The following is a 12,907-nucleotide window of genomic DNA, read 5'->3' as shown; positions in this document are numbered from 1 at the left end:
AAAGCGCATGGCTTGGATCAGAAGGGAACAGTCGGCAGGCTTCGGCTTCGACGACGATGAAGGCAGTCGCTTCGCTCAGCCCGGCTTCATAGCCTCGGCGCTGGTAATCCTGTTCGTCATCATATGCGCCGCTTATGTGATGATCGACGGCAGCGGTGGGGGCAAATCGGGCCCCAAAGCAGGGAAGCCGCCCCAGGCTCCGCCGGCGGCGACCCTGGGACCGGTGGATCTCCCACGAGACCCCGACGCGCCTTGCCCCCACATAGCCACAACCGACGAACGCCTCCTCACTCGGCCGCCTGCGGACGTCGAATGGATATCCTTCCGCACCGTTCTGGTTCCCATGTCACGCACCGTGGGGCCGGCCGTCGTACAAGGCGACGTGGCTCGTTGTTACGCACAAACTCCCACCGGGGCTCTTCTCGCCACCGCGCAGATCACCGCGCGCTACTTCCTGGCGGACAACTGGCCGAGAGTGGTCAAGAAACAGGTCGCGTCCGGGCCCGGGGCGGAGGCGTACGAGAACCAGCGCTACGCCGCGGAGCTGTCGCGAGGAGCGGCACCTGCCCCCGCGCCGGGGAGCGTCCCGCAGATCACCGGTTTCAAGTTCGTCAACTACAACGCGGACGGAGCGGTAGTGGAGCTGGCCCGCCGCCTCCCGGACGGCACGCTGCAGGCATTCGTGCACACGGTCGTCTGGAGAGAAGGGGACTGGAAACTCCAACTCGGGCCCGACGGCTCCGACTCCACCAGCGGCCAACAACTCACTTCACTCGAGGGTTTTGTTCCCTGGGGGGGCGCGTAACCACGTGATACAGAGCAAACGGCGAGCATGGCGGTCCCGTGCCGCAGCGGGAAAGCCTCGAAGCCGCTTCGAGGCCCTGGTGCGCACGGCGATGGTGGTCGGCATTCTTCTGGTGCTGTTCACGTTGCAGAGCGGCCACCCGAGCATCGCGGACGACAAGGTCGACAAGTGGGCCGCGGGCTGCGTCTGGATCCCGGAGAACGCCGCGGGCAGCAAGTGGACCTACTACTGCGCGACCGACGACCCGGCGAAACCTCAGATCGACGTCGCCCCGGGGTTCACGGTCCTGGGTGGCAACGCGGACGAGACCAAGACCGACCACGACCTGGAGAACTGGCTCAAGAACGAGAGCAAGCTCACCGGTGAGGCGTTGACGGCCAGCGGAGGCGTCGGTCGGACTCCGCTGACGAGCACTGATGACCAGAACAAGTCGTTCGTGCTCCCCGGCGGCAAGGAAGGCGTCAATCCGTGTGTCCTCATGGACGGCAAGCACGGCGGCCTGAACAAGAAACGAGACGTCCCTTGCGTCGACGTTCGCGCCGATCTCCTCGCCAACCCACCGACGAACCCTTGTTTGCGGCTGCCGAGCGCACAGGTGGCCGCGACGCAGTCCTGTCTGCGTGCACACCCTGTTTGGCGCGAACTCGCGCCTCCTCAGATCGGGGACGTCCCGCCGTGCAGCGGGGGCGTGAAGAGTTCCCTGTGCCCCGACAGCGGAGTCATCACCACAAACGCGAAGGAGCACGAGGACGACGCGTTCCTGACCAAGCCCATCACCTTCATCCGCGAACAGAGTCAGACCGCTGTTCGCATCACGTTGATGTGGTGGATCACCTCGCCGGATCCGTTGATCAGCGAGAACAAGCGGGACTGCCAGCCGGACGCCGACAAGCCCACGGACGCCGAAAAGGCCGCGGCACGCGACAAAGGCTATCCGTGCAGCCGCAACACGGCCGATTTCCTGACCCGGTACACGAACCCCTTCACGTACACCCTGGCCCTGGCCTGCGTCGTCATCGCAGGGCTCAGACTCGCCTACACACGTGACGTGAGTTCGGTGCGGGACGTGGTGAAGGGCACCTTCACCCTCATCCTCGTCACCGGCAGCGCGGTGTTCGTGGTCAATCTCGCGGTCAAGGCCTGCCAGGTCTTCACCAACTGGATCGTCGTACGCGGGCTCGACCCCGATACCACCGGATACGACTCCTCGGAACGCGCTCTTCAAGAGGCCGCGGACAGGTTCGCCAAGAGTCTCGAAAGCTTCAATTCCATCGTGCTGTTCCTGATTGCCGCGCTGATCATCATCGCGTCGAACATGGTCCAGTACTTCTACATGACGGCGCGCCTTTTCTTCGTGATCGTGCTCACGGGAACGCTTCCGTTGTCGGCCTCGGCGACGTCCACAGCCGCCGGAAGGAACGTTTTTCAAAAGCACATCTCGTATCTGGTGGCGTTCATCTTCGTCAAACCCGCGTCCATGATCATCTTTGTCGCGGGTGCGAGACTCTGGGCACCTCCCGGCTACGAGTCGCTGAACATGGCCGAGCAATTCCGCGGCCTGTTCGTACTCGCGCTCGTCACCCTGGTCGGACCCGCGACCGTGCGTGTCGTCTTCGCACTGACCGGCCCTGCCGCGGGTTCCAGCGCCGCAAACATCGGAACTGCCGGAGCCGTCCTGACGCTCGGCGCCCGACCCGTCACCGGCGCGGCGAACCTGCTTCGGCACAGATAGGTGATAACTGATGACCAACACGATGTCCCAGGAAGTGCGCACCTACGGCAACTGGCAAAAACCCATTTCTCCGGGGCTCGGCCGTTTGGGATTCGCGGGAACCGCAGCCGGTATCGTCGGCATGCTGTTCGTCATCATCGTGATGATGTTCTCGTTCATCGGCGCGATCGTTCTGGGCGTGATCATCGCTCTGGCCCTGGTGCCGATGGTCATGCGCGACAAGCACGGCCGAAACGGGCTTCAGTGGGCGGTCGCCCGGACGTCCTGGTCCGCGGGCAAGTCTCGGGGGGCGCACCTCTACCGCTCGGGCCCACTCGGTCGGGTCGCCCTCGGAACGTGCAAACTCCCCGGCCTGGCCGCGGGATCCAAGCTGTTCGAGGCGAACGACGCGTACGGCCGGCCGTTCGCGATCGTCACGATTCCGGCGACCAATCACCACACTGTCGTCTTGACGTGCAGTGCCGACGGCGCCTCCCTCGTCGACCCCGCCCAGGTCGACACCTGGGTCGCGTACTGGGGCCATTGGCTCTCCCAGATCGGCCACGAGCCCGGCCTCGTCGCGGCATCGGTCACGATCGAGGCCGCGCCGGACACCGGTGAGCGGCTGCGTAGCGAGGTGGAGCTCAACCTGAGCCAGGATGCCCCGTCGTTGGCCAAGCAGGTCCTCCATGAGGTCACCCAGGCGTACGGCCAGGGCTCGGCGCAGATGTCCACGCGGGTCGCGCTGACGTACTCGGGCGCGGCCCGGGGATCGCGCGCCCGGCGCAGCGCCGAGGACATGGCGGTCGACCTCGGTATGCGCCTCCCAGGTCTGTGCAGCAGCCTCCAGATGACCGGAGCGGGACCGGCCCGGCCGATGAGCGGCCGCGAACTCACCGAAGTGATCCGGGTGGCCTACGACCCCAGCGTGGCGACTTTCATCGAACAGGCCCGCTCCAATCCGAAGAGCAGCCTGAAGTGGGACGACGCGGGTCCGACGGCCACCGAGGAGGCATGGGGCCACTATCGGCACGACAGCGCCTACTCGGTCACCTGGGCCATGTCGGAGGCCCCCCGCGGCGAGGTGTATTCGAGTGTTCTCACACGGCTGGTGTCACCGCACCCGGACATCATGCGCAAGCGGGTGACCCTGCTGTATCGACCGCACGACCCCGCGACCTCGGCGCGGCTGGTGGAACGCGACCGCAAGGACGCGATGTTCAAAGCGAAGCAGGCGAAGGTCGAGAACGCACGCGACTCCATCGCGGTGCAGGCGGCGAACCAGGCCGCCAAGGAAGAGGCGACGGGTGCGGGATTGGTCCGCTTCGCCATGTTGATCACCGCGACGGTCAACGAGGCCGCCGACATCAAACTCGCGGCGTCCGCGGTGGACAACCTCACCGCCTCTTCGCGCATTCTCGTGCGCCGCGTATACGGGTCCCAGGCCTCCGCCTTCGCGGCGGCGCTGCCGCTCGGCCTGGTCCTGCCGAACCATCTCAAGGTCCCGCAGACGATTCGTGAATCCATGTAGCAGGCCGTCGTTCGGCCGCGCCCGCATTCGCAACCAAGGGGAGCTGAGCTTCGTGACAAGTCACACCTCGATGAGCGAGGAACACTCGCTCGACGGGGGCGCGCCGGTGCCGCCTCCTGCCTCGGCGGCCAAGCGTGGACGGGGTCTGAGGAAGCAAGGGAAGAACGTCGACGCCGCGCGGCCGGAGCAACCCAAGCGCCCCATGGTTCGCCTGCCGGGACCGCGCGGCTTTCGAGGCTGGGCCAGGGGCACTCCGGGGTATGTCGAGACCCCACCGGAGTGGCGGGGAACAACGGTTCAGGTATGCGGCCTGTGGCCGTTCGGAGCCGGTTCCGGTACACCCAGTGTCGGGGTTCCGTTGGGACGGTCCCTGGCGGGTGGCGCGACCGTGTGCTGCGATCCGGTGAGCTGGTTCACCCGGGCCAACCTCCTGTTGAACCCCAGTGAGTTCGTCTTGGGCAAGCCGGGGCTCGGCAAGTCCACCATCGTGCGTCGCCAGGCCCTGGGGCTCGCGGGGTACGGGGTCAACCCTGTGGTGTTCGGTGACCTCAAGCCGGACTACGTGGACCTCATCCACGCGTTGGACGGGCAGGTCATCACGCTGGGGCGCGGGCGCGGCTACCTCAACGTGCTCGACCCCGGCGAGGTGACCGAGGCCGCCGCGCGGCTGCCGATGAAGGCTCGAACAGCCCTCCTGGCGGAAGCGCACGGAAGGCGTCTGAACGCGGTCGCGTCATTGGTGACCGTGCTCCGCGGCCGCCCGCCGACCGACCGTGAGGAGAGCATCCTCAACACCGCTCTGACGGTCCTCAACGACAGGCATCAGGGCGTCCCGGTGATGGGGGATCTCGTGCGCCTGCTCCAGGACGCGCCCGAGGCGGTCCGCGCCGTCGCCCTCGACCGCGGCGACATGAATCGCTATCGAACCATCACCGAGGACCTCGAGGCATCGCTGGTAGGTCTGCTCGGCGGGGGACGGCTGGGCGAGTTGTTCGCGCATCCCACCACCGAGGCGATGCATCACGACAAGCCCGTGTGCTTCGACGTCAGCAGCATCGACGACTCGGAGAGCCAGCTCCAGGCCGCGGCTCTCCTCGCCTGCTGGAGCTACGGGTTCGGTGCCATCTCGGTGGCCCAGGCGCTGGCGGATGCCGGGCTCGAGCCACAGCGGCACTACTTCGTCATCCTCGACGAACTCTGGCGCGTGCTGCGGGCCGGGCGTGGCCTGGTGGACCGTGTGGACGCGCTCACCCGGCTGAACCGTCAGCGCGGTGTCGGCATGGCGATGATCACGCACACGATGTCCGACCTGCTGGCGCTGCCCGCAGAGGAGGACCGGATGAAGGCCAAGGGCTTCGTCGAGCGTGCCGGGATGGTGATCTGCGGCGGGTTGCCCGCCGCGGAGATGCCGCAGTTGACCGAAGTCGTGCACATGACGGAGTCGGAGCAGCAGATCATCACCGACTGGTCCACACCTCCCTCGTGGGACAGCGATTTGGGAGCGGACTCGGCCCCCCCGGGGCGCGGGAAGTTCATGGTCAAGGTGGGTGGTCGTCCGGGCATTCCGGTGCAGGTCGAGTTGACGCCGTCCGAGATGCAGATCAACGACACGAACCGAAAGTGGACAGCGACGTGAATGGGCGAGGACACCGCGCGTGGCGCGGCCTCACCCGGTCGGCGGCCCGATTGTTCGTCGTCTGTGCCGCCGTGCTCCTGGTTTCCGCCGCGGGCGGCGTCGCACCGGCACAGGCCGTCCGGGCTCCCGCCACGCGTCCCATGGATCCACCGCCACCCGCGAGCCCACCCCCACCCGCGGCCTCGCCGACCCCCAAGCCACCGCTGTGTCTGCAGGTGCCCCGGGACCTCCAGGGATCCAAGTTTCGCATCTATTGTCCCGGAAGAATCCCGTATACATATCAGAATTACGCCAAATGCGGCGCCATGGGCAGAACCAGCGACCGTCCGAACGGCTACCAGAACTCACCGGGCATGGCGCTCAGCGTGACCTGCGACTACGACTCGGTCTCCGGTATGGAGAACTGGATCAAGGACAACAAGAAGAAGGTGGGAAACGAAAAATTCCCCAACCCGCAAGGAATCAACGAAAATCCGTGCAACGCGCTCATCGAAGAGGAACGACCCGGATGCGCGGACGTCAGAACCTCCAATTACAAGGATCTGAATACCCACCCGTGCATGTGGAAGAACCCGGCCACCGACAAACCTATTCTTCCGAAGTCGGACCAGGAGTACTGTTTCGCCGACAACCCCTGGTTCCTGGACGGCTACAAGCCTCCGGGCAGGGGGGATAAGAACGCCTACGACACCAGGGATTATTCGGCCCCCAAGGAGCTTTCCGATCCTCTGATGAGCATCGTCGGCTTCCTGGTGTGGGCCTGCCTCGCCGGATGTCTCCTCTGTGCATTCTATTGTCTTTTCCAGATCCACAAGGCATATCGCGACGGCGGTCAGATCGCGGGCGGTCTATCTTACGTCTTCGCCGGCAGTGTGATCATCGGCAGCGCGTCGGCAACAACCCAGTTCCTACTCATCGGCTGACGTTTCAAGGGTCGCCCGAAGGAGGTTTGCGATTTGAGTGCCACCAATAAGAAACGCGGTCCCAACCCCTACGGCGACCTTTATCTGCTCATGGGTGTCGTGGGAGTGCTCATGGCCGTCACGGGCGCGATGTGGATGGGGGCGAAGGCCGCCACGCCCGCCGAGCAGCCGGCACCGCCGCCACCGCCTCTCATCCTGTTCGGCCTGATCTTCGAGAAGTACACCTGGCCCGGCACCGAGGCCACCGTGATCGCGTCGCTCCTGTGCACGCTGCTCGCCGTGCTGGCGGCCGGTGCGACGGCATTCGTCGTAGCCGTCCGGCGTCGGGAGATCGCGATCGATCGCGCCATCCCCTACCTGGCCAAGCCCAGGGACCTCCGAGCGGTGACGACCAAGGGCGTCCGCGTGAAGGCGGGCGAGTTCGGCGTGGGGCCGGACGAGCCGCCGGGCCTGTACATCGGCAAGACCGTTCGCCATGGCCTCGACGTATGGGGCTCGTGGGAGGACATGCACGTGGACATCTGGGGACCCCGGACCGGAAAGACCACGTCCCGGGCCATTCCCAACATCGTCTCGGCACCCGGCGCCGTGCTCGTCACGTCGAACAAGCGCGACATCGTCGACGCGACTCGGGCCTCCCGTGCCCGGCGCGGCAAAGTGTGGGTCTTCGACCCGCAGAACCAGGCCGGTGCCAAGCCCACCTGGTACTGGGACCCCCTTTCGTACGTGGGCAACAGCATCACCCTCGCGGTCAAGTTGGCGTCGCGCTTCGCCGGCATCAACCGGCCCGGACACGCGCGCAGCGACGCCTACTTCGAGCCGGCCGCGGAGGATTTGATCGCCAATCTCCTGCTCGCCGCGTCGATCAGCAACAACCAGATCACCCAGGTCTTCACGTGGCTGACCCGGCCCACCGACGACACCCCCGAGCGCATCCTTCGCGAGGGTGGGCATCCCGCGTCGGCGGACGCCGTGGACTCCATCATCAACTCACCGGACCGGCAACGGGCCGGCGTGTACGGCACCGCGGCACAGATCGTCTCCTTCCTCATCGCCCCGACCGTCACCGCGTGGATCACGCCGGGCGACCAGCCCAATCGACCGGCGTTCGACTACAAGGCGTTCGTCCGCGGCGGCGACACCTTGTACCTGCTGTCGGAGGAGACCAACAAGATGGCGGCGCCGTTGGTCGTCGCCCTCACCGCGGCCCTGGCCGAGGAGGCCGAGAACTACGGCCGCGACTGCCCCGGCGGTCGGCTTCCCACTCCCATGCTCTTCGTGCTCGACGAGGCCGCGAACGTCTGTCCGTGGAAGGCGTTGCCGGACAAGTACTCGCACTTCGGTTCCCGTGGGGTCGTCATGATGACGATCCTTCAGTCCTGGGCACAGGGAGCCGCGGCCTGGGGCGACGTGGGCATGGCGAAACTGTGGGGCGCGGCGAATGTGCGCGTCTACGGGGGCGGCGTGATGGACACCAAGTTTCTCGGTGACCTGTCCGCCGCATCCGGCGTATTCGAGCCGGGAACGACCAGCTATTCCCGGAAGTCGACCGACTTCTTCGAGAGCAACGTCAGCAAGGCATCCCGGTCCGAGGCCGTCCTGGACGTGGCCGACCTGACCTCCATGCCGCGCGGACGGGCATTCGTACAATTCAGCGGCACCAAGCCTGCCCTGATCCGGACGATTCCGTGGTGGGAAACCGAATATGCCGACGAGATCCGCATGTCCATAGCCGAGTTCGACCCGGCGTCACAGAATCTCGCCGTCGAGCTCAAGAAGGTGTCATGAACCAGGACAGAGACACCGAGCCGGCCATATTTCAGGCAGAAGCCGACCCGGAGGAAGTACCCGCGGAAGGAGCGGGCACACCACCGGAGCCGGAGGTTCTTTTCTTCGAGTCCGTCGAAGTGTTCGTGACGGAATACCTGTCGCAGGTGATCCGGCGAAGGCTCAATCGCGCCGTGGCGCTCTGGTGTCCGAAATGGTGGGCACATCCGGAAGCCGTGGCTCGCCTGACGAGCATCTGGCGCGCATTCGAGTACCTGCGGAAGGACCCTGCACTCGGCATGTCGGTCTGGTGGCTGCATCACGCCGATCCGCATCTTCGCGCCTTGATGGATCCCGATTTCGGGCCGTTCGGGGTGTGTGATCCCAGGGAGGGGCACAACAACAATCCGCTGGACGGACTTCCGCTCGTCGCCGTGCCTCCGGGCCTGTTGGATCACCCCGGATTCAGGGTCGAAGAATCTCTCTTCGCGGAGATGAAGGCGAAGGAAACGCATGGGTCGTCGACCCATAAACCGAGAACTGGATATCCCAAGGACAAGGTCTTGAACAAGAACATTGGGTTCTAGTTCCGATGAAGGAGGGATCACGTGGCCGACGAAACTGGAGTCGAAGACATCTTCAAGGCATTCTATGGCCTTATGGGTGCGGTATTCGACAGGGCGGAGTCGACGCTGGACACCGTCGGCAAAGGAGTGAGAGCAGGAAGCATGGTGCCGGGTCTCGCTCCGGTAGCGGACTTGGTGAGATCGATTTCGGCAGGCAAGTAATAGACAGCGGTATCGCAGTCGCGACTTTCGCATCGACGGTTGACGGAGAGGGAGATGAAGAAAAAGAAAAAGCTCGTGGTGGGAGCCGTATTCTTCTTTCTACCGTCGGGAACCGTCGCTTTTGTCGTCCTGATGGCCGCCATCATAGCCGCAATCGCCGCGAACCCGTTCAATTTCGGCAAGGAGCTCCTGAGCTCGGCATTCAAGGCCGACGCGGTTCCCGCACAATTCAGAAACTTCGTGGCGCAGACCGGAAAATTGTGCCCCGAAGTGACCCCTGTGGTCGTCTCGGCGCAGATTGAGCAGGAAAGCAGCTGGAATCCCACCATCGTGAGCCCCGCAGGCGCGGTGGGCCTGAGCCAGTTCATCCCGGGGACCTGGGCGACATGGGGGGGAGGAGCACCTCAGACGGACCCGCGGGCAAACATCATGGCCCAGGAGAAGTACGACTGCCATCTCGCCGGCGAAGTCAAAAAAATGCAGGCCGGAACATTTCCCGACAGCGGCTGCGTCATGGAGATGCACGGGGTCGTCTACAGGAAACCCGCCCCCAAGGCCGGCGAGATGGTGGGCTCGACGTTCGATTTGATGCTCGCTTCGTACAACGCCGGCCCCGGAGCGGTGTGCTATTACCGGGGTATTCCGCCCTGGAATGAGACTCAGGGGTACGTCCCGGGCATCAAGGCAGCCATGGCCAAGTATTCGGCCCCGGCGGTCAACGACGCCTTCTATCGAACCAGCGACAAGACACTCGGCGGGCGCGCCGTAAAACTCGCGCAGGAATCCGTGGGGAAGTATCCGTATTCATGGGGCGGCGGCACCTTCACCGGCCCGAGCGAAGGCTTTGCCCAGGGCGCGGGAACCGTCGGGTTCGACTGCTCCGGCTTCGTGCGCTATATCATCTACCAAGCATCCAATGGCCAGATAAAACTTCCTCGCACCGCTGGGGAGCAAGCAAAAGTAGGCGAGCGGATTCTCCTTTCACAGGGTCCGCCAAGCGCTGCGCAGGAAGCCCAGATGTTGCCTGGAGACGCAATCTTCTTCACCCGCGGCGGCGCCATTGGCACCGATGCAACTCACCACGTGGCCTTGTACGTCGGGAGAGGTATGACCATCGACGCCTTCGCGACCGGCACGATCATCAGACAGGATCCCTTCTCGTCGTTCTCGAGGAGCGACACCTGGACGGTCCAACGCTACGGTGTCGTGGTGGCGAGGGCCTGAGATGCGCAAACCCACTGTGCTGCTCGCCTCGTTGCTGGTCGCCGCGGCCCTGGCCGGATGCAGCCTGGAGCAGAGCGGAACCCGGGATCGGGCAGTCGACGATCCTTCGAGGAGCTCTTCGGCCGGCGCCCAAGGCCCTGCCCGGACATCGAGCGCTCCTCCGACCTACCCGACAGCGCCGGGCACCGTGCCACCGATGCCGGCACTCGTCGGTCGAACGGGTACTCCCGCCGCCTCACTCCCGGCGGCGTCGAACGTCGACGGCGGGGACGCGACCGCCGTCGCCCGGGCCGCGGTGGTCACGATGTGGACAGTGGACACCGCGATCGACGCGACCCAGTGGGACGCCGCGCAACGCGCCGCGCCCTTTCTGACGCCGGCATACGCGGAGAACCTTCGCATCAGTCCGCAGGTCGCCGGTCCGGGGGGAACCTGGTTGATCTGGGCTCAGCACAAAGCCGTCACCCGCGTCGTCGCCACGTCGGCCGACGATTCCGGCAAGCCCCCGGACACGGACACCAAGGCCCTGCACGCGTTCATGGTGACCATCACCCCGTCCGGTGCCAATGGCTGGACGGGCCCACCCGTGATCGCCACGGCCTTCGTCTCGCTCGAACGGGCGTCGGCCGCGCAACCGTGGAAGGTCTCCTCGGTGCGCCTGATCGACTAGCGCGTGTCCGGCGCGGTGAACATTGCACAGTCTTCACCCATCGGCGGTATCACCTTGCCCAGTCGGTCACGCGAAGACTTGTTCGGCGATTTCGAGCCGCCTAGCGTCGCAATGGAATCAAAGGCGTTCACATGAGAGCGCCGGCATCAGACACCCCAAGCACAGCGCAGGAGCACCCCTTGGCCTCTCGGCGTGTCGTGAGACGCCGTCGGCGAGCGCTATCGTCGGCTGCCTCGATCCTTCTGGCCTTCGGCGCGGCGACCGGCTGCTCGGGTATGGGGGGCGGGCAGGCAGCTCCCCAGGAGCGCAACCCCACATCCGCGCCGGCGTCGGCCGCTCCGGTGTCCATTTCGGTGCCACCGAATCTCGACAACAAACGCGGTTGGCAGAACAACGAGACCGGCCGCGCGTACACGATGGCTCCGCAGGCCGGGTACTTCGTGGACGTATACGCCGGAAGCGACGACTTCTCCGGGGAGTCCGTCGACCCTGTGGCGAGCGGCGGGCCGACACCCACGGCCACGAGTTCCGAGACCGCCAAGAGCACCAAGGGCGCCCAGGCCGAAGGCACTGTGGTCATCGCCCGAAACGCGGACAAGGGCGCGGTCGTTTGGTCGTCGACCCCGCTGAAGAAGCTTTCGATCCTGCGCAGCCCCATCCTCCGGGTAGTCAACACGCACGACGGTGAGTTCGTCGTCCTGGTGCGCTTCGGCGTCGTCCCCGGCACCGGCCTGGTGCGCGCACGCCGACTCACCGTGGTGGACACGTTCTCGATCGCGTCCACCGGCGGCGCCGTGGCACCGACCCGGCATCTCGAAAGAGAGACTCCCGGCCCGTTCTCGGCCGTCGGTGTCTCGATCGGCGACGGCGGCGTGCTGTTTTTGGGCGACCGAGTGGAAGACGCCTCGAACGACGTCATCGAGGCCGGACCCGCCACGCTCTGGGATCCGACCACCGGGGCGAGCAGCACCGTGCAGGCGGGAGACAAACGCCGGTCGGATGTGTGCGGCCCCGATGAGATGAACGGCTGTACCGTCCGAGACGTCCCCGTTTCGACGATCCCGGCCGGCGTTCTGACCGCCGAGATCCCGGCTCGCCCCAATGCCAGGTTCGGCCTCGCCGGCGGCTGGAACAGTACCCGGATCGGCCCCGCCGGGAGAACGAACGGAACGCTGCTGGGCACTCTGCCGGGCGCGTTGCTCGCCGCTTGGCCGGCGAACGACAAGCACACCATCTACGCCGTGCACGATCCCGCGTCGGGTGCCGTCCTGGTGTCCGGTGAATGTCCCAACGCGGACGGTGGCGACGCCGATCCCGAAGCCCTTCGGGGATCTTTCGCCGCCTCTCCGAACGGGCGGTACATCGTGGCCGGTTCGTTGGCGATCGACCTGTCGGCGCGCACGCTCGGGTGCCTGGCCGGCGATGCCGACCGTCGCGGTGCCGCGCTCACGATCGTGGGCGACAACGGCTTGGCCTACGGCTCCCTGCTCGCCGACCGGCCGCCGCCGCCGGAGAACGACGAGACCCCTGGCGAGGTCGTGCCCGTCCAGGAACCCGCCATGGTCACCGTGGCAACCCGCAAGATCGACCTCCTCCGCGCAGGCACCCGGATCCCGGAGCGGCTCACGGCGTCGGGCGCGGGACTGTTCACCCTGTCCGTCCAAACCGAGGAGGAGAACTCTTCGGCGGTGATCGCGATGTGTCCCGCCGCACAACCCCCGCCGTGACAACCGCACCCTCGCGTTGATCCCGCTCCCGGCCGCACCCGCGGCCGGGAGTTCGAGAGGTGGGCACATCTCTCGCACCATCCGAAGAACGCGCCGAACGTGGCGCCGGCCGCCGCGCCGGCAGC

At 65.9% G+C, this 12,907-nt stretch carries 10 protein-coding genes; all 10 read left to right on the top strand.

Annotated elements, in window-relative coordinates:
- The first annotated feature begins 7 nt into the window (after positions 1-7).
- The 10 genes from ACFRCG_RS21010 (at position 8) to ACFRCG_RS20965 (ending at position 12,782) form a co-directional block, all read left to right on the top strand.
- On the top strand, positions 8-805 hold the full coding sequence (locus ACFRCG_RS21010) for a hypothetical protein (RefSeq protein ID WP_380033530.1): 798 nt from the start codon (positions 8-10) through the stop codon (positions 803-805).
- Positions 806-884: 79 nt separating this feature from the next.
- Positions 885-2,537, top strand: a complete 1,653-nt coding sequence (locus ACFRCG_RS21005) for a hypothetical protein (protein WP_380033529.1) — start codon at positions 885-887, stop codon at positions 2,535-2,537.
- 10 nt (positions 2,538-2,547) lie between these two features.
- Entirely contained in the window at positions 2,548-4,047 is a 1,500-nt protein-coding gene (locus ACFRCG_RS21000) for an SCO6880 family protein (RefSeq protein ID WP_380012138.1), read from the top strand.
- Positions 4,048-4,450: 403 nt separating this feature from the next.
- Positions 4,451-5,683 (top strand): ATP/GTP-binding protein, encoded by a 1,233-nt coding sequence (locus ACFRCG_RS20995; RefSeq protein WP_380033527.1) that lies wholly within the window; start codon positions 4,451-4,453, stop codon positions 5,681-5,683.
- A gap of 305 nt (positions 5,684-5,988) precedes the next feature.
- A complete protein-coding gene (locus ACFRCG_RS20990; RefSeq protein WP_380033526.1) occupies positions 5,989-6,606 on the top strand; it encodes a hypothetical protein in 618 nt (205 codons plus the stop codon).
- Positions 6,607-6,639: 33 nt separating this feature from the next.
- On the top strand, positions 6,640-8,394 hold the full coding sequence (locus tag ACFRCG_RS20985) for a type IV secretory system conjugative DNA transfer family protein (RefSeq protein ID WP_380033524.1): 1,755 nt from the start codon (positions 6,640-6,642) through the stop codon (positions 8,392-8,394).
- Positions 8,391-8,960 carry a DUF4913 domain-containing protein gene (locus ACFRCG_RS20980; protein ID WP_380033522.1) on the top strand — a complete coding sequence of 190 codons (570 nt, stop codon included), beginning with the start codon at positions 8,391-8,393 and terminating at the stop codon, positions 8,958-8,960. Before ACFRCG_RS20985 ends, ACFRCG_RS20980 begins: the two co-directional genes overlap by 4 nt.
- A 255-nt stretch (positions 8,961-9,215) precedes the next feature.
- Complete coding sequence (locus ACFRCG_RS20975; RefSeq protein ID WP_380033520.1) at positions 9,216-10,385, top strand: NlpC/P60 family protein; 1,170 nt, start codon at positions 9,216-9,218, stop codon at positions 10,383-10,385.
- 196 nt (positions 10,386-10,581) lie between these two features.
- Positions 10,582-11,055 carry a hypothetical protein gene (locus ACFRCG_RS20970; protein WP_380033518.1) on the top strand — a complete coding sequence of 158 codons (474 nt, stop codon included), beginning with the start codon at positions 10,582-10,584 and terminating at the stop codon, positions 11,053-11,055.
- Positions 11,056-11,408: 353 nt separating this feature from the next.
- A complete protein-coding gene (locus ACFRCG_RS20965; RefSeq protein ID WP_380033517.1) occupies positions 11,409-12,782 on the top strand; it encodes a hypothetical protein in 1,374 nt (457 codons plus the stop codon).
- Positions 12,783-12,907: the final 125 nt, after the last annotated feature.

This window comes from Embleya sp. NPDC056575 (assembly GCF_042793325.1).
Taxonomy (GTDB): Bacteria; Actinomycetota; Actinomycetes; order Streptomycetales; family Streptomycetaceae; genus Embleya.
Note: the sequence above shows the minus strand (reverse complement) of the source record. Positions and strands in the feature narration are given on the sequence as shown.